Source organism: Plantibacter cousiniae (nom. nud.) (assembly GCF_977070315.1).
On the sequence record NZ_CDRVEU010000001.1, the window covers coordinates 43,660 to 60,670 of the forward strand.

16 protein-coding genes are annotated in these 17,011 nt (G+C 62.4%); 10 read left to right on the forward strand and 6 right to left on the reverse strand.

The annotated features are described in order from the left end of the window. Nucleotides 1–2 precede the first annotated feature (2 nt). The 6 genes from bcsZ to ACW55A_RS00215 are packed head-to-tail and all read left to right on the forward strand — an operon-like array spanning nucleotide 3 to nucleotide 9,042. Nucleotides 3–1,214 (forward strand): cellulose synthase complex periplasmic endoglucanase BcsZ, encoded by a 1,212-nt coding sequence (gene bcsZ / locus ACW55A_RS00190; RefSeq protein ID WP_455807932.1) that lies wholly within the window; start codon nucleotides 3–5, stop codon nucleotides 1,212–1,214. Continuing rightward, nucleotides 1,190–5,065 carry a cellulose biosynthesis protein BcsC gene (locus ACW55A_RS00195; RefSeq protein ID WP_498810227.1) on the forward strand — a complete coding sequence of 1,292 codons (3,876 nt, stop codon included), beginning with the start codon at nucleotides 1,190–1,192 and terminating at the stop codon, nucleotides 5,063–5,065. Before bcsZ ends, ACW55A_RS00195 begins: the two co-directional genes overlap by 25 nt. Before the next feature lie 16 nt (nucleotides 5,066–5,081). Beyond that, nucleotides 5,082–5,747, forward strand: a complete 666-nt coding sequence (locus ACW55A_RS00200) for an SGNH/GDSL hydrolase family protein (RefSeq protein ID WP_455807930.1) — start codon at nucleotides 5,082–5,084, stop codon at nucleotides 5,745–5,747. Beyond that, a complete protein-coding gene (locus ACW55A_RS00205) occupies nucleotides 5,744–6,418 on the forward strand; it encodes an alginate O-acetyltransferase AlgF (protein ID WP_498810229.1) in 675 nt (224 codons plus the stop codon). The genes ACW55A_RS00200 and ACW55A_RS00205 overlap by 4 nt, the downstream gene beginning before the upstream one ends. Before the next feature lie 18 nt (nucleotides 6,419–6,436). Beyond that, a complete protein-coding gene (locus tag ACW55A_RS00210) occupies nucleotides 6,437–7,852 on the forward strand; it encodes an MBOAT family O-acyltransferase (protein ID WP_498810231.1) in 1,416 nt (471 codons plus the stop codon). Between the two features lie 11 nt (nucleotides 7,853–7,863). After that, entirely contained in the window at nucleotides 7,864–9,042 is a 1,179-nt protein-coding gene (locus ACW55A_RS00215) for an alginate O-acetyltransferase AlgX-related protein (protein WP_455807927.1), read from the forward strand. An 8-nt stretch (nucleotides 9,043–9,050) separates the two neighbouring features. Here ACW55A_RS00215 and ACW55A_RS00220 read toward each other — a convergent pair whose 3' ends face one another. Next, nucleotides 9,051–9,512, reverse strand: a complete 462-nt coding sequence (locus ACW55A_RS00220; RefSeq protein WP_003408520.1) for an RES family NAD+ phosphorylase — start codon at nucleotides 9,510–9,512, stop codon at nucleotides 9,051–9,053. After that, nucleotides 9,509–9,958, reverse strand: a complete 450-nt coding sequence (parS, locus tag ACW55A_RS00225) for a type II RES/Xre toxin-antitoxin system antitoxin (protein ID WP_100072358.1) — start codon at nucleotides 9,956–9,958, stop codon at nucleotides 9,509–9,511. The genes ACW55A_RS00220 and parS overlap by 4 nt, the downstream gene beginning before the upstream one ends. 265 nt (nucleotides 9,959–10,223) lie before the next feature. Between parS and ACW55A_RS00230 the strand changes: the two genes are divergently transcribed. The 3 genes from ACW55A_RS00230 to ACW55A_RS00240 all read left to right on the forward strand — a co-directional run bounded on the left by ACW55A_RS00230 (nucleotide 10,224) and on the right by ACW55A_RS00240 (nucleotide 13,067). Next, nucleotides 10,224–11,228 (forward strand): response regulator, encoded by a 1,005-nt coding sequence (locus ACW55A_RS00230; protein ID WP_003433765.1) that lies wholly within the window; start codon nucleotides 10,224–10,226, stop codon nucleotides 11,226–11,228. 3 nt (nucleotides 11,229–11,231) lie between these two features. Then, complete coding sequence (locus ACW55A_RS00235; RefSeq protein ID WP_003365711.1) at nucleotides 11,232–11,714, forward strand: PAS domain-containing protein; 483 nt, start codon at nucleotides 11,232–11,234, stop codon at nucleotides 11,712–11,714. A gap of 96 nt (nucleotides 11,715–11,810) precedes the next feature. Then, the gene (locus tag ACW55A_RS00240; protein ID WP_455807926.1) at nucleotides 11,811–13,067 is read left to right on the forward strand and encodes a 3-phosphoshikimate 1-carboxyvinyltransferase; all 1,257 of its coding nucleotides are present in this window, start codon (nucleotides 11,811–11,813) and stop codon (nucleotides 13,065–13,067) included. Between the two features lie 22 nt (nucleotides 13,068–13,089). On the opposite strand, the gene ACW55A_RS00245 is transcribed toward ACW55A_RS00240, so the two are convergent. Further along, nucleotides 13,090–13,755: a ChrR family anti-sigma-E factor gene (locus ACW55A_RS00245; protein WP_498810235.1), complete on the reverse strand. Its 666-nt coding sequence runs from the start codon at nucleotides 13,753–13,755 to the stop codon at nucleotides 13,090–13,092. Beyond that, nucleotides 13,752–14,324, reverse strand: coding sequence for a sigma-70 family RNA polymerase sigma factor (locus tag ACW55A_RS00250; protein ID WP_003408535.1), 573 nt, complete (start codon nucleotides 14,322–14,324; stop codon nucleotides 13,752–13,754). Before ACW55A_RS00250 ends, ACW55A_RS00245 begins: the two co-directional genes overlap by 4 nt. Before the next feature lie 274 nt (nucleotides 14,325–14,598). Here ACW55A_RS00250 and ACW55A_RS00255 point away from each other — a divergent pair, with 274 nt between their 5' ends. Continuing rightward, complete coding sequence (locus ACW55A_RS00255; protein WP_128774863.1) at nucleotides 14,599–15,162, forward strand: hypothetical protein; 564 nt, start codon at nucleotides 14,599–14,601, stop codon at nucleotides 15,160–15,162. A 31-nt stretch (nucleotides 15,163–15,193) separates the two neighbouring features. Here the strand turns inward: ACW55A_RS00255 and ACW55A_RS00260 are convergent, their stop codons facing one another. Further along, a complete protein-coding gene (locus ACW55A_RS00260; protein WP_455807925.1) occupies nucleotides 15,194–16,063 on the reverse strand; it encodes an aldose 1-epimerase in 870 nt (289 codons plus the stop codon). Beyond that, nucleotides 16,038–17,009 (reverse strand): EamA family transporter, encoded by a 972-nt coding sequence (locus ACW55A_RS00265; protein WP_455807924.1) that lies wholly within the window; start codon nucleotides 17,007–17,009, stop codon nucleotides 16,038–16,040. Before ACW55A_RS00265 ends, ACW55A_RS00260 begins: the two co-directional genes overlap by 26 nt. Nucleotides 17,010–17,011: the final 2 nt, after the last annotated feature.

Consider the following 17,011-nt stretch of genomic DNA (forward strand, 5'->3'; position numbering starts at 1 on the left):
CCATGCCGCTCCGTGCACTGAAACTGCGCCGCGCCTCGGGCTGGCTGGTCGGCCTGCTGGCGTCGGCGACCCTGACGCCGGTGCTGGCGAACAGCGCGTGCGATGCCGTGGCCTGGCCGTTCTGGCAGGACTATGCCACGCGCTATGTGCAGGCCGACGGCCGAATGCTGGAGTCGAGCCTGAAGGTCAACCACAGCACCTCCGAAGGTCAGTCCTACGGCATGCTCTTTGCGCTGGTGGCCAATGACCGCGCGCGCTTCGACGCGCTGTGGACGTGGACCGCCGCGAACATGATGGGGGCTGATGTCAAAACGCGTCTGCCGGGCTGGTTGTGGGGGCAGGGCGAGGATGGCAACTGGACGCTTCAGGACGCCAACTCCGCGTCCGATGCCGACCTGTGGATCATCTACGCGCTGCTCGAAGCGGCGCGCGTCTGGCAGCACCCGGCCTATCGAGACGATGCGCTGGCCTTGCTCAAGAACGTGGAGTCGCGGCTGGTGGTCAATCTGCCTGGGCTCGGCAAAATGCTCCTGCCCGGCCCCGAAGGTTTCGCGCAGCCCGACCATCTATGGCGCTTGAACGCCAGCTACCTGCCCATTCCGCTGCTACGGCGCCTGGCGAAAGAAGCACCCGGCGGGCCATGGAAGGAAATTGCCGACAACACCGCGAAGATGATCGACGCATCGAGCCCCAAGGGCTTTATCGCCGATTGGGTTGGCTACCGCGGGACCTCCCCGAAAAGCGGTCTGTTCGTGGTCGATCCGAGCACAGGCGAACTGGGCAGCTATGACGCGATTCGCGTTTACCTCTGGGCGGGCATGACACCTGCGTCCGATCCGTTGGCAGCACGCCTGCTGGCCCGTCTCGACGGGATGTCGAGCAGCACTGCCTCGAGCGGTACGCCGCCGGAAAAGGTCCAGGTGGTCAGCGGTACACGCGAGGGGCAGGGGCCTTTCGGTTATTCGGCTGCGCTATTGCCGTACTTCCACGCCAAGGGTCAGACCTGGCTGGCCGAGCAGCAACAGCGCAGGGTCGAAGCCGGGGTCAGCCAAGCGCTGGCCCGTGACCCGAAAGACCGCACTGAACCGGCCTATTACAACCTCATGCTCAGCCTGTTTGCCTTGGGCTGGGTCGAAAAACGCTATCAGTTCCGTGAAGACGGAACCCTCAAATTATCCTGGGAGACGTCATGCCCGCGCGCCGCCACACGTTAGTCATCGGGTTGGTTGCCGCGATCGCAGCCAGCGTTTCTCAGGCTCAGGCCGCCACCGCCGAGGCGCAGTTGATCGAGCAGGGCCAGTACTGGCAGGCTCGCTCGAACCCGGTGCGGGCTGCCGAGGTCTGGCAGAAGGTGCTGCAGATCGACCCCAATCAGATCGACGCGTTGTATGGCATGGGGCTGATCGGCGTCAAACAGAACAAGCCGCAGCAGGCGCAGACTTACCTGGCTCGTCTGCAGGCTCTGTCGCCAGTGCCGTGGCAGTCGGTGCAACTGGAGCAGGACATCGCCCTCGCTCAGCCGCAGAATCAGGCCTTGCTGGATGAGGCCCGACGCCTCGCCGATGCCGGTGAGCGAGACAAGGCGACCGGGGTCTTTCGCCAACTGTTCAACGGCCGTTTGCCCGAGGGCACGATCGGGCGCGAGTACTACACCAACCTGGGGTTCAACAGCGCGGACTGGCCTGAAGCGCGCAAAGGCTTCGAACGCCTGATCCGGCAGAATCCGGACGACTCGATTCTGGCGTTGTTTTTCGCCAAGCATCTGGCCCGCCGCGAAGACACCCGGGCCGAAGGGATCGCTGCGCTGGCGCGCCTGAGTACGCACCCGGACATCGCCGGGGACGCCGATCAGAGCTGGCGCATGGCGCTGGTCTGGATCGGTCCGCCTACGGCGGCGCAAGTGCCGCTGTTCGAGGCGTTCCTCAAGGTCCATCCCGATGATCAGGACATTCGTGATCAACTCAACAAGGGACGTCAGCAGCACGCCGGTGGCGGCGCCTCAGGCTGGCAGCAGGATCCGCTGGTGGCGCGTGGGCTGAAGGCGCTGGAGCAAAATGATCATGCCGCTGCTGAACAAGCATTTGCCGCGCGCCTGAAAATCAAGGCCGACGATGCCGATGCGCTGGGTGGGCTGGGCGTGGTCCGCCAGCAACAGAATCGACTGGCCGAAGCGGAGCAGTTGCTGACCCGCGCGACTCGCCAGCCTGGTGGCACACGCTGGAAAAGCGCCCTTGAGAGTGTTCAGCTCTGGACATCCTTGCAACAGGCCCGCGACCTGCAGGCCAAGGGGCAGACCGGCAAGGCTCAAGAGTTGCTGGCTCAGGTGCAGCGGCAGAACCCCAGCAGCATCGATGTACGTTTGACTCAGGCCGATTTGCAGGCACAGGCCGGTCAACTCGACGCGGCCCAGGCGGGCTATCGTCAAGTGCTGGCGACCCAGCGCGGCAATCCGCAAGCCGTGCGCGGGCTTATCAACGTATTGGCGCAAAGCGGCCAGGCCGATGAAGCGCTGCGCCTGCTCGATACCCTGTCGCCTGCCGAACAGGCAGCGCTGGGCGAAAGCGGTCGCTTCAAGGCCTTGCGTGCCACGCAGACGGCACGGCTGGCCGAGCAACGTGGCGATCTGCGTGCCGCTCAGGCGGCCCTGAAGGACGCAGTAAAAAATGATCCAGACAGTGTCTGGACGCGTTTCGACCTGGCGCGTCTGTACCTCAAGACTGACGAGGCGCCCAAGGCCCGCGTGCTGATCGACGAGTTGCTCAAGTCTCGGCCCAACGATATCGACGCGCTCTACACCAGTGCGTTGCTGTCGGTGGAAATGGGCCAGTGGCAGGACGCGCAGGCTACCTTTGCGCGCATTCCTGTCGACCAGCGCACCCCGGACATGAAGGCGCTTGCCGACGAAGTCAACATGACCGTGCAGATCAACCTGGCCATCGGTATCGCCCGGCGCGGTCAGCGTCAGGAAGCGCTGGCGCTGCTCGATCGCCTGCAACCGGTCGCCAGCGGCAGCCCGGAGCGTCAGCTCACGCTGGCCAGTGCCTACATCGACGCCGGCGAGCCGGAGCGTGGCCGGGAAATGGCCCGCGCAGCCATCGCTCAGGCACCTGAGCAGTCACCTGATCTGCTGCTGCAATACGCCAGCCTGTTGCTCGCGGCGGAGGATGACGTGCAGGTCAATGCGATCCTGCGCACTGTGCAGGGCCAGCCCATGGGCGTGCAGACCCGTAAACGCTTCGATGACTTGCTGTATCGCTACCGCATTCGTCATGCCGATTTGCTGCGTGAGGGCGGCGATCTGGCTGGCGCGTACGACACGTTGGCCCCGGCCCTGGCCCAGCGTCCGGACGACATTCAGGCGGTGTCGGCCTTCGCCCGGATGTACACCGCCAACGGTGACAGCGCCAAGGCTTTCGAACTCTACAAGCCGTTGTTGCAGCGTAAGCCCAACGATCCGCAAGTACTCCTGGGGGCTGCTGACGCGGCCGTGAAGGCTCATGATTATGCCTTTGCCGAAAAGGCCTTGAGCCAGTTCCGCGCGTTGCAGCGCAACGACCCGCAGACCCTCACCGAGGCCGCGCGCATCTACCAGAGCATGGGCCAGACCGGCGCGGCCACCGAGTTGCTGCGCAAGGCTGTGGCCATCGAACAAAGCGAAAAACAGCGTCTGATGGCTACGCAGGGCGGGTCGGGTGTGACGTCGTCCAATCCGTTCGCGGCGGGCGGTTCACGCAGCCTGGCCGCAGCGTCTGCCATCCCGGCACCGGCACAGGTGTCGCTCAGCGGCGGGGCGGCGACGGGCTTGCCGGCCACGCGTGAAACGGCCTACCCCGGCCAGAGCGCTGCGCAGCAACCGTTGTCAGCCGGACGTGCGCAAAGCGTGCGTGGCAATCCGTTTCTGGCTGCTGGCGACCGCGATCAGGCCAGCAGCGCACAGCAGGCGCTCAATCGTATTCTCGAACAGCGCAGCGGCTTCGTCAGTCAGGGCCTCGCCGTGCGCAGCAATAACAGCGAGTCCGGCCTGAGCAAGCTCACCGTGGTCGAGACGCCGCTGGAGATCAACGTGCCGGCCGGCGATAACCGCGTGGCCGTGCGCGTCACGCCGGTGTCGCTGAATGCCGGCAGTGTGAAATCCGATGCGGGCGCTCGTTTTGGCGGTGGAACGGCCGGCGCAGCAGGTTCGCAGAGCGACAAGGGCGTCGGTCTGGCGGTCGCCTTCGAACGCTCCGAAGAGGGCCTCAAGGCTGATATCGGCACCACCCCCGTGGGTTTCAAATACAGCACGGTCGCAGGCGGCGTGAGCGTCGACCGGCCGTTGGGCAATAACCCTGATCTGCGTTACGGCCTCAACGTGTCACGGCGTCCGGTGACAGACAGCGTGACTTCGTTTGCCGGTTCCACCGACGAGCGCAGCGGTCTGTCCTGGGGCGGCGTGACCGCCAACGGCGGCCGCGGGCAGATCAGCTATGACGATCAGACCATTGGCGGCTATGGCTACGGTTCCTGGCACAAGCTGGTCGGCACCAACGTCAAATCCAACACCCGTGGCGAAGTCGGTGGTGGTGTCTACTGGTACTTGCGCAATGCCGAGGACAGCAAGCTGACCGCGGGCCTGAGTCTGATGGGCATGAGTTACGCCAACGACCAGAGTTACTTCACTTACGGTCATGGTGGCTATTTCAGTCCGCAGAACTTCTACGCCATCGGCGTGCCAGTGATGTGGGCGCAGCGCACCGAGCGCTTCAGCTATCAGGTCAAGAGTTCGGTCGGCGTGCAGCACTTCAAGCAGGATGGCGCCGCATTCTTCCCCGACGACAGCACTCTGCAAGCCGCTTCCGGCCAGCGTTACTCAGGGCAGAGCAAGACCGGTGTGGGCTACAACCTGAGCGCGGCGGGGGAATACAAGCTCGATTCCAGCCTGTTCCTGGGCGCCAACCTGGGCCTGGACAATGCCCGCGACTATCGCCAGTTCAGCGGAGCGCTTTACCTGCGCTACATGTTCGAGGACATGACTGGCCCCATGGAGCTGCCGGTCAGCCCTTACCGCTCACCTTATTCCAACTGATTTCTGGAGAAATTCGATGCCTTCCGTTCTTGCCGGTATGACCCTTCTGGTCCTGGGAGAAAGCCACATGAGTCTGGCCGACCACCTGATGGAGCCGCTGCATGACAACCTGACCCGTCAGGGTGCGATCGTGCATTCGATTGGCGCCTGCGGGGCCAGTGCCGGTGACTGGCTGATCAGCAAGAAGGTCGATTGCGGTGCCGAACAGAAAGGCAACGGCAAGATCGTCATCAAGGGCCGTGACGCGACTACTACGCCGATTGGCGAACTGATCGCTGCCGACAAGCCCGACCTGGTGGTCATCGTGATCGGTGACACCATGGCTTCGTATGACAAGCCTTCGTTTCCCAAGGCCTGGGCGTGGCAGAGCGTAACCGGCCTGACCAAGGCCATTGCCGCCACCGGCACCAAATGCGCATGGGTCGGCCCGGCGTGGGGCAAGGCGGGCGGCATGTACCAGAAGAACGACGCACGGACCCAGTTGATGTCGCAGTTCCTGGCCAGCAACGTGGCACCCTGCACCTATATCGACTCGCTGAGTTTTTCCAAGCCAGGCCAGTGGATCACCACCGACGGCCAGCACTTTACCGTGGCCGGTTACAAATCCTGGGGCACTGCGATCAGTGATGCACTGGGCAAACTACCGGTCAGCAGTGTCAGCGCAGCAGGAGCCAGACAATGATCGCCTTGCGCCTGATCGCCGCCAGTGCGGCTGCCGTATTGCTAGGCCTGCAAGCGCAGGCGGCCGACATCGCCCTGTATCCCACCGGCCCTGCGCAGGATTCGGCGTTCATTCGCTTCGTCAATGCGGCCACCGCGCCGCTACAAGTGATCGCTCGTGAAGGCCAGGCGCCGTTGCAACTGGACAGCGCAAAACCGGTTTCACTGTTTTTCCCGGTGCAGGCCAGCAGTTCGATAAAGGGCACACTGGTCAGCGGCGACAAAAAACTGCCGATGGACGTCAGCGTCGAGCCCGGCGAGTTCGCCACCGTCGTACTCACCGCACAGTCCGACGGTCGCCTCCAGCCGGTGACTGTCCGTGAACAGCCCGATGACTTCAACGGTTTGAAAGCCTCGCTGGCGTTCTTCAGCCTGGATGCCGGGTGCAGTGAGGCGAGCCTGCGTCCTGCCGGTCGCAGCGCCGACCTGTTCAAGTCGGTTGCCACGGGCACCCTGCAACGCCGTTCGATCAACCCGGTCAGCCTTTCCGTGCAACTGGTCTGCGCCAACGCCACTGTCGGCGCGCCGCTGGACCTGGGCGAGCTCAAGGCCGGCGAGCGCTACAGCGTGCTGCTGGTGCCGTCCGCCACAGGCCCGCGTCTGTTGTCGGCCACGGACACATTGTCCAACTGATCAGGCTCTTTCGTCGTCATGGTATTTGCCTCGCTCGAGTTTCTGATGGTGTTCCTGCCCGCTTTTCTGCTGGCCTACACGGCGAGCCCTGCGGCGTGGCGCAATGTCGTGCTGTTGATCGGCAGCTGGTTGTTCTACGGCTGGCTGAGCCCGTTGTTTCTGGCGCTGCACATGCTGCTGACCGTGGTGGCCTGGATCGGCGGTCTGCTGGTTGACCGGGCGCGGCAAGGCTCGAAAGGGCGAGTGCGGCTGTTGGTGGCGTTGATCGTGTTCAACACCGCCGTGCTGTGTTGGTACAAGTACGCCAACATCGTCGCCGGCACCTGGAATGCGCTGATCACCTGGTATGGCGCGATGCCGCTCGATTGGCAGCGGGTGGCGCTGCCGGCCGGGCTGTCGTTCATCGTCCTGCAGGCGATTTCCTATCTGGTGGACGTACACCGGCATACCGTGCCGGTCGAGCGCAGCTTCATCAATTACGCGACCTACATTTCGATGTTCGGCCACTCCATCGCCGGGCCGATCATTCGCTACGACTGGGTGCGCCGTGAACTGGTGCAGCGTTACTTCACCCGGCAGAACTTCGCCTTGGGCGCGCGGCGCTTCATGATCGGCATGAGCATGAAGGTGCTGGTGGCCGATACCCTGTCGCCGCTGGTCGATGTGGCCTTTCACCTGCCGGCCCCGTCGCTGATCGATGCGTGGCTTGGCTGCCTGGCGTATTCGCTGCAACTGTTCTTCGATTTCGCCGGTTACAGCGCCATGGCCATCGGCCTGGGACTGATGCTGGGCTTTCACTTTCCGGAAAACTTCAACCGGCCTTATCTGGCCCGCAGTATTCAGGACTTCTGGCGACGCTGGCACCTGTCGCTGTCCAGTTGGCTGCGCGACTACCTGTACATCGCGCTGGGCGGTAATCGGCACGGCGTCTGGAACACCTACCGCAACCTGTTCCTGACCATGGCCATCGCCGGTCTGTGGCACGGCGGTGACAGCTGGAATTACCTGCTCTGGGGCGCGGCGCATGGTGTGGCGTTGTGCGTCGATCGCGCCTGGTCGCGCTCGAATCTGCCTGCTGTTCCAAGGCCGCTGGCGCACCTGCTGACGTTGCTGTTTGTGTGCCTGGCGTGGACGCTGTTTCGCGCCCCGGACTTTGCCACCGCGATGAACATGTATGCCGGGCAGTTCGGCCTGCACGGCCTGGGCCTGGGCGATGCGCTGGCCGTGACCCTGCGCCCGGCACACGGCATGGCCGCCTTGTTGGGCGTGGCCTGCGTGCTCGCGCCGTTGCTGCAGGCTCGCTGTGAGCAGCGTTTCGGCAACCGGACGCTATTCGTCTATGGCGCCGCGCTGTGGCCGGTGGCCGGATTTCTGCTGTCGTTCGCGCTGATTGCCAGCCGCGAAACGGTTCCGTTTCTGTACTTCCAGTTCTGAGGCCGGTGCCCATGACTACTCCGTCTGCTGTACCGCCTCCACCCAGTGAACTGGCCGTGCGCACCTGTGGTGTGGCGGGCATTACCCTGGCGCTGTTCCTCGGCGTTGGCTTGCTGGCCTCGGGCATGTTGCTGGTCAGCGGCAAGGTCGAGCTGCTACCCAGGCCGCTGACCCTCGACGCAGCGCTGCACGGCGAAGTGACTCACCAACTGGCGAAACAACTGTCCGGGAGCTTTCTGAGCCAGCATGCGGCCAATATCGAGCGCGGTGCGAGCTGGCTGCTGCTCCACGACACCGGCCCGCGTGTGCGCCAGGGGTGTCCGGGTTGGTTGTTCCTGACCGATGAGTTAAGGCTCAACCGCGACGCGCAGGCCAATGCGCAGCGCAAAGTCCAGGCGGTGATCGCTGTGCAGCGCAGCCTCAAAAAACGCGGTATCGAATTGTTGGTCGCCTTGGTCCCGGACAAAAGTCGCATTGCCGCCACCCGACTGTGCGGTCTTTACCGGCCTGACGTATTGCAGGCGCGTGTCGAGCAATGGACGCATGATTTGCAAGCGGCTGGCGTCGATGCTCTGGACCTGACCGCAACCCTTCAACCGCTGGGCGAAACAGCTTACCTGCGTACTGATACGCACTGGAGCGAGAGTGGCGCCAACAGCGCTGCCAGAGCCATCGGCTTGCAAGTGCAAAAAGCCGGCATTCAGGCCACTCCGCAGCGTCAATTCCAGATTCAGACGTTACCCATTGCCGAACGCCCCGGCGATCTAGTGCGCCTCGCCGGACTCGACTGGTTGCCGTCGTCATTACAACCTGCGCCGCAAAGCGTAGCCGCCACGCAGATCACCGAGCTTGCCAGTGAATCGGCGGCGGGCAGCGACAACCTTGACGACCTGTTCGGCGACAGTAACCTGCCCAACGTCGCGCTGATCGGCACGTCGTTCTCGCGCAATTCGGGTTTTGTCGGGTTTCTACAGCGCGAACTCGGCGCCCCGATTGGCAACTTCGCCAGGGACGGCGGCGAGTTCTCGGGCGCTGCCAACGTCTACTTCGACAACCCGGCCTTCCGCCAGACGCCGCCCAAACTGCTCATATGGGAAATCCCCGAGCGGGATCTGCAGACGCCTTATGTGGCGATCGAGCCTGTCGAGCGCAGCGCCATAGCAACACCGGGAACCACGGCCGTGAAATAAGGCCGGGATTATTTGAGACGCGGATCGACCACAAACTCCAGCTCTTTCGCCGTTGCCACTACCGCCCTGAACTCTGGGTGCTGGACGTTGAGCAGGTAGTTGGACTCGCGCGGGATGATCACGCTGGGCACCGCCAGTGCCAGGCTCTGAGCCGAGGCCAGCCAGTCGTCGCCGAACGAGGCGGTTGCCGGTGGCGCGGGTTCTTCACGCCAGTCGCGGGGCAGGGTGTCCGGGCGCGCATTGAGGACGTGCTCCTCGGCAATCTGCAGCTCAAGCATCGTGTAGTGCTGAGCCACAGTCGCGTTGTTCAGGTGCACCAGCACTTCCAGCAGCGCCAGTGACTCGCTGCCCGCGCAGTACACGCAGGCGTTGCCCTTGCTGTTCCAGCGTCCGCCGTAGAGCTTGGCGCCCTCGCCATCGAAGGCCTGTGCCAGCCATTTGCGCTTGACCAGTCGATAGACCGCTATCACGCCACGACCCCGTGTTCCAGGCGGCCGATCAGGTCGAGCACTGCCTGAGCCTCTGCCGAGGTCGCGAGCATTTCCAGTGGCCTGCGATTGCCCAGCCCGTAGACCGGGTTGGCCAGCCAGAGGCGAGTCGCTTCGGCGTCGTTTTCGAACAGGTCCAGTGCCGCCTTGTACGCCGCTGCCAGGCGGAACAGCCGATCGCTTTCTTCGGCGTTGAAGCGGCGCACCTTCAGGCGTCGCTGCAAGGTTGCCGGCGCTATGCCCAGATGCTCGGCCAGGGTCGAGCGGTTCAGGTCGGTGTAATGCGCCAGACGTTCGAAGACTTCATACGGCAAGCCGTCATGCAGCGCCGAGTACAGCCGCGCGCCTCGTGCGGGGATACCCAGGTGTTGCCAGAAATCGTCCTGCCGGGGCAGGGCCGGATGGTAGTCGCTTATGGGCAAAGACATGGCACACCTGTCTATCGAGTGATTGCAATTGAATCTATCAATTGATAATAGGCACGTTTCAGACGTCGTGATAGTGATTCGCAGCAACTAATTGCGAATAAAACTACAGAAACTTCAAAAATCACCGACTTAGGCTATAGGTTTAGTTTGAATGTTGCTGATCTCGCGTTATAGGCTCGATGTCAGTCGCTTCCGATGGTGCCGTCTAACGAATATGTGCTGTCCGCCGTGGTCAGCCTGATTTTCCTGCAGTGAGAACCACACGATGTCCACGCTTGCGCTATTGATATGCGATGACTCGAACATGGCGCGAAAGCAGCTGTTGCGCGCGCTACCTGAAGACTGGGATGTGTCGGTCACGCTGGCCACCCAGGGGCAGGAAGGCCTGGAGGCGATTCGTAAAGGTCAGGGCCAGGTGGTCCTGCTCGACCTGACCATGCCGGTGATGGACGGTTACCAGACGCTGACGGCGATTCGTGCCGAAAACCTCGACGCCAAGGTGATTGTGGTGTCGGGCGACGTGCAGGACGAGGCCGTTCGTCGGGTCATGGAGCTGGGCGCGCTGGCGTTTTTGAAAAAACCCGCCGACCCGGACGAACTCAAAAGCACACTGGAGCGCCTTGGCCTGCTGGGCAAGCCTGCCGCGTCACCGGTTGCACTGCCGGCCCTCAACAACAAGGGCGGGGTGATCAGCTTTCAGGATGCCTTCCGCGAAACCATCAACGTCGCCATGGGCCGTGCAGCGGCGTTGTTGGCCAAGGTGCTGGGCGTGTTCGTGCAACTGCCGGTGCCCAACGTCAACATGCTTGAAGTTGGCGAGTTGCACATGGCGCTGGCCGACGCTCACAGCGACCAGCGTCTGACCGCGGTGTGTCAGGGCTACATCGGTGGCGGTATCTCTGGTGAAGCGCTGCTGATTTTTCATGATTCGGAAATCTCCGGAATCTCGCAACTGATGGGCGGCGATCACTCCGACAGTTCCGACATGGAGATGCTGCTCGATCTGTCCACGATCCTGATCGGCGCCTGCCTGAGCGGAATTGCCGAACAGATCGACATTGCCTTTTCGCAGGGCCATCCCCAGTTGCTGGGTGCACAGGGCGGCATCGACGAGCTTATCCGCATCAATCAACAGCGCTGGAAAAAGACCCTGGCGGTCGAAATCAGTTACAGCGTAGAAGGCCACAATCTGCATTTCGATCTGCTGATGCTGTTCACCGAAGATTCGGTCGAGCTGCTTACCAAAAAACTTGCCTACATGATGAGCTGACCCATGAGCAACGCTATTGAAATCAACGAGCTTCATTGGTTGCTGGCCGTTACGCAGAACATTGACGTAGGCATCGTGGTGCTGGACCTGAACTACCGCGTGACGGTCTGGAATACCTTCATGGAAAACCGCTCGGGTGTGGTGCCCTACGTGGCAGTCGACAAGACCTTTTTCGAGATTTTTCCGGAGGTCAACGCGAAGTGGTTCAGCAAGAAAATCGATAACGTCGTGACCCTCGGCACGCCGGCGTTCACCATCTGGGAGCAGCGGCCGTATCTGGTGCGTTTCAAGAATTATCAGCCGATCACCGGGCAGGAGGAGTTCATGTATCAGAACACCACCCTGTTCCCGCTGCGGTCGACCACCGGGGCGATCAGCCATGTGTGTCTGGTGATCTATGACGTTACCGACGTCGCGGCCAACCGCAATCAGTTGCTGGCGGCCAACAACAAGCTGCAGCAACTGTCGGGCTCAGCGAAAAGCTGAGCCGCGCCCGGGCTTGGCGATGAATGAAACCGGCACTGCGGGCTTGATCCCGCTCGTGCTAGGATCGCGATTTTTCCGCTGACGCTCAGGGACATCATGCGACCTCAAGCCACCCTCACTGTTTTGCCTGTCGAGCGCCCGCTGGTCGGGCGTGTCAGCCCGCCGGGCTCCAAGTCGATCACCAACCGCGCATTGTTGCTGGCCGGGCTGGCCAAAGGCACCAGCCGCCTGACCGGCGCGCTGAAGAGTGACGACACGCGCGTGATGTCCGAAGCCCTGCGTCTGATGGGCGTGCAGGTCGACGAGCCGGATGACAGCACCTTCGTGGTCACCAGCAGCGGGCATTGGCAGGCGCCGCAGCAGGCGCTGTTCCTCGGCAACGCCGGGACTGCGACACGCTTTCTGACCGCGGCACTGGCCAACTTCGAAGGCGACTTCGTGGTGGATGGCGACGAATACATGCGCAAGCGTCCGATCGGGCCGCTAGTCGATGCCTTGCAGCGCATGGGCGTGGAAGTCAGCGCACCCAGTGGTTGCCCGCCGGTGGCCATCAAGGGCAAGGGCGGTCTTGAGGCCGGTCATATCGAAATCGACGGCAACCTGTCCAGCCAGTACGTGTCGGCACTGCTGATGGCCGGTGCCTGTGGCAAGGGGCCTGTGGAAGTTGCACTGACAGGCAGCGAGATCGGCGCGCGTGGTTACCTTGACCTCACGCTGGCGGCCATGCACGCGTTCGGTGCCGAGGTTCAGGCCATCGGCGACGCCGCCTGGAAAGTCTCGGCTACCGGTTATCGCGCTACGGATTTCCACATCGAGCCGGATGCCTCGGCGGCCACTTACCTGTGGGCTGCGCAGGCCCTGACCGAGGGCGCTATCGACCTGGGCGTGGCCAGCGACGCGTTCACGCAACCCGATGCGCTGGCCAGCCAGATCATCGCCAGCTTCCCGAACATGCCGGCCGTGATCGACGGCTCGCAGATGCAGGACGCGATTCCGACGCTGGCCGTACTGGCCGCCTTCAATCGTCAACCGGTGCGCTTTGTCGGCATCGCCAACCTTCGGGTCAAGGAGTGCGATCGCATCTCGGCACTGTCCCACGGCCTGTGCGCTATCGCACCCGGCCTGGCGGTCGAAGAGGGTGACGATCTGGTCGTCAACGCCAACCCGGCGCTGGCAGGCACTACGGTCGATGCCTTGATCGACACCCACTCCGACCATCGTATCGCCATGTGCTTTGCGCTGGCGGGCCTGAAGATCGCCGGCATCCGCATTCTCGACCCTGATTGCGTCGGCAAGACCTACCCCGGCTACTGGGATGCGCTGGCCTCATTGGGCGTCACCGTCCAGCGCTGACCGCGGGCGCAGCGGCCGTTTTTCAAATCCCGAAAAACGGCTGCATCATCCGCGCCAGCAACCCGTGAAAACGCAGCTTCGATTCAGTGGCCAGTACGCAAATGCATTCCCGGTCGGGGTAGGCGATGGGCTGGTGATGGATATGGCTGTCCAGGTCGGCCACATCGTTGAGTCCGAACTCCCCCTGTACGTCGTAATACGCGCCCTTGAGGACCATGGTCATCTCGCCGCTTTCGTGGCTGTGGACCGGCATGCTCACGCCGGGGGCGATTTTCAGCAGCATCAGGTTGCCCTGTTCGATGCCTTCGGCGCGTACTCGTTGTACGCCGGGGATCAGGGTCTTCCACTTCAATGTGCTCAGGTGTCGACCAAAATGCGCCTGCATGCAGACCGGCATCAGGTCCGGGTCCTGATTGGCCGCCGGCATCGAGTGCTGGGCGGGTACAAGCCACGCTTGCTGCTCATCAAGCCGCGCCAGCATGGCCGATCTGCCCTTGAGCGGCACCACACTGCTGGTGTGCTGCTGCATCAACACGCCGCCAATCGCCTCGGCCTGCCTGAGCCGCGCCCGGCACTCGGCACAGCGCTCCAGATGCGCTGCAGTGACTAACGAGATGACCTGCGACAGCGCCCCTGCGGCATAACTGACCAGCGTGGCGTCGTCCGGATGATGTTGTGGACCCATCATGATTCCTCTATCCGCGAGCGCAATTTTTGAAACGCCAGGCGCAGGCAGGACTTTACTGTGCCGAGCGGCATACCCAGGCGTTCGGAAATCTCCCGGTGGCTGAGCGCTTCGAAATACGACATTCGCAACACTCGGGCCTGATCGGCAGGCAGGTTCTGGATGGCGATGTTGAGTTGTTGTTCCTGGCGCTGGCTGTAATCGAGTGTTCGATCTACCGGAGCTTCCAGACGCTCGAGTTGTTCCAGCGAGTTCTGCACCTGCACCCAGCCACGGTCCTTGCGCACACTGTCGATGTAAAGATTGCGTGCGATGCGAAACAACCATGTCCCCAGGCTGGCCTTGGCCGGGTCGAACGAGTCGGCCTTGTGCCACAGTTTGAGCAGCACCTCCTGCACCAACTCTTCGGCCTGACCTTCCGGCACATTCAGCCCGGTGAGGTAGCGCAACAGGCGCGGAGCGAAGTGATCGTAAATGCGCATGAAGCTATCGCGGTCCCTCTGGCGGGCCACGGCGGTGACTTCATCGATCCAAAGTCGGGTGATTGTCGATTCGCTGTGAGAGGGGGACAAGTGACAGAAGGTCCTGAGACTGGCAGTTATGCGCATGATCCACCTTCTGATCACCATCGTGTGGGTTTGGTTCGCTATGCAGAGGTGTTACGTAACGGGGTGGGGAGTGGATCACAGGATGTGATGAGTGGCGGTTTGACTTGCAGATCCGGCCATGGCAGTGGCCGCGGGCCAGATCTTGCCGTCTTTGGTCACTGTCATTTCTGACAGTAGAGTCATTAACGTTAAATGATTACTTTGTGTTCTGGATGTCATCAATGTCATGGAGACAAACATGGATACTCACGTTGCACGCGTTTCATCTTCGCTGGCCACCCTGTTGTTGATCATCGTTTACATGGGGCTTATTTTTGCGCCTGAGCGATCACAGGCTCAGGTTGCGAACCTGGCGACCTGTCTGACAGGGACTCACACTGCCGACTGGTCGCCGGGACTGACCAACACCGATCAGTTGGTCAATGTCTCGACGACAAGCAACTGGGGGCCCTGTGTTTCTCCTTCATTTCCTCTGGCAGTCAGCGCTTCGTCCAGTCAAAACTTTCAGGCGAATTTTTCCTGTCAGTCGTTGCTGCTGCAAACGCCGACTATTACATGGGTCATCAACTGGAGCGATGGCGCCACCAGTACTTACGAGTTCAGTGCGACGCTCAATAATATCGGTAATCTGAATACGACCATTGTGGGTGTCGGAAAAATCGTCGATGGCCGGTACAAGAATGCCAAGGCGATGAGTACATTTGTACTTGGCGATATCGAGTCCACGTTGAGCAACGATTGCGCCAAGACGACCGGCGTAACCAGCGTTAGGGGTCTTTCAACACTGGTGATTGCCCAGTAACAGATGGCCAGGGAAGGCATGAAACAGCCTGCTACAAGGGCTTGTGATGCAGACTGACCCTTAGCTCCATCGACTCCCCCTGCTGTAACAGCTTCAACCCCGGATGCCCAGGCAAATGATGGGCATTCACCGGGTGGCTGACGGGCTCGAAACAGAAGAAATTCAGTCCTGGAGGGCAGAACACCAGAAAGTACTCGCTGCCGGTGGCGTGGCAGTGCAGTTCATAGCCCAGGTCCGGCTGGCTGATGACGCTGTGGCCGTCCCAGCCGGTGAAGCCGTTGTCCAGCCGTGCTTCGGGCAGCCTGTTGCTGTGCTGGAAGTCCCATTCGGCGGGCAGATCCTGCAACTCATTCGGCAAACCTGCCTCGTCGCACAGCCAGACCTGCGCAGCTTTGGCCTGCAAGCGTGTGTGAGGCGTGCGTGGCAGGTAAGGGTGCAAGCCCAGGCCGTGCCACATGGCGCGGCTGTCCAGATGAGTGGTGGTCAGTTCGATACTCAGTTTGCCGTCGTGCAGGGTGTAGCGCAGGTGCGCGCGGTAGGCGAATGGCGTCTGGCTGTCGAGTTGCAGGCAGACCTGCTCTGCGCTCTGCTCGATGACGGTCCATGCCTGCTGCCAGGCGCTGCCATGGATCGGCAGCGGGTCGTTGGCGCTGTTGGGGGGCAGTGCGAGCCAGCCATCGGGCGTGTCGAAGCCGCCACTGCCGATCCGGTTCGACCAGGGTGCCAGCGGGTAGCAGGCCAGCCGACGAGGCGTCCCGGCCGCCAGAGCCTGTTCGTCGCTGGGGCGCAGCAGGGGTTGCCCACTGGCCAGGACGATCCAGTTGACGATACTGGCGCCGATGTCGGGGGCCAGTGTCAGGCGGGTCAGGCCATCTTCAAGGGTCAGTACGTTCGTGGACATGCTTCAAAGCCTTTCTGGATGATTGAGAGTCAGGCGATTGGGCGCGACGCCAGGTCAGCAGCACGATGCCGCTGACGACGATCAGCCCGCCGACCACCTGACCGCTGCTGAGCAATTGATCGAGAATCAGCCAGCCAAACAGCAGGCTGGCCACCGGTTCGATGTTCATCACTGGCGCGTTGCGGGCGATGTCCAGCCGTGCCATGCAGATGAACAGCAGCGAGAAACCCAACCCGTACAAAACCACCAGACTGGCCAGTGCGGTCCAGCCGACAGAACTCTTTGGCAGACCCACGCCGCCGGGCAGCACGCCGCTGCTGCCGGCGATGGCTGCGACGACAAACACCACGGCCATGGTCAGCATGCTGCGTACGCTGCCGCGCATGCCCGCCAGTTTGTTATCGGTAATCCACAGCGCAAAGGCGAACACCACCGCCGCGGTCGACGCGTAGGCGACACCCTCCAGCCATTGCGGCTCGCTGCTGCCGGGGTTCGACAGGCGCTGTGGCACATCCAGCGCCAGCGTCAGGCCAAACAGAATCAGGCCCATCAGGCCGGCTGCGCGCCGCGTTGGCTGGGCACCGCCCAATGCCCAGGTCAGCAACGCCAGCAGGATCGGCGAGACATTGACCACCAGCAAGGCCAGGGCCACCGGAATACGCGCTACCGCCGAGTAGATGCAAAAGCTCTGCGTGGCGATCAGCAGCCCCAGAAGCAGCTGCCAGCGCCAGGTGCTGGCGGGCAGACTGAGCCTTTCGCGCTGCCAGAGCACCAGACTGGTCAGTACCAGCAAGGTCACGCCGGAGCGACAGAGAATGGCCAGCAGTAGGCCGGTGTCATGATCGAAGGCAATGCGTGCCGCGATGTGGTTGCCGGCAAACGAGCAGGCCAGCAGCGCCAGGATCAGCACGGCAATGTGGCGCGGAAACAGGGCAGGGGCAGACATAC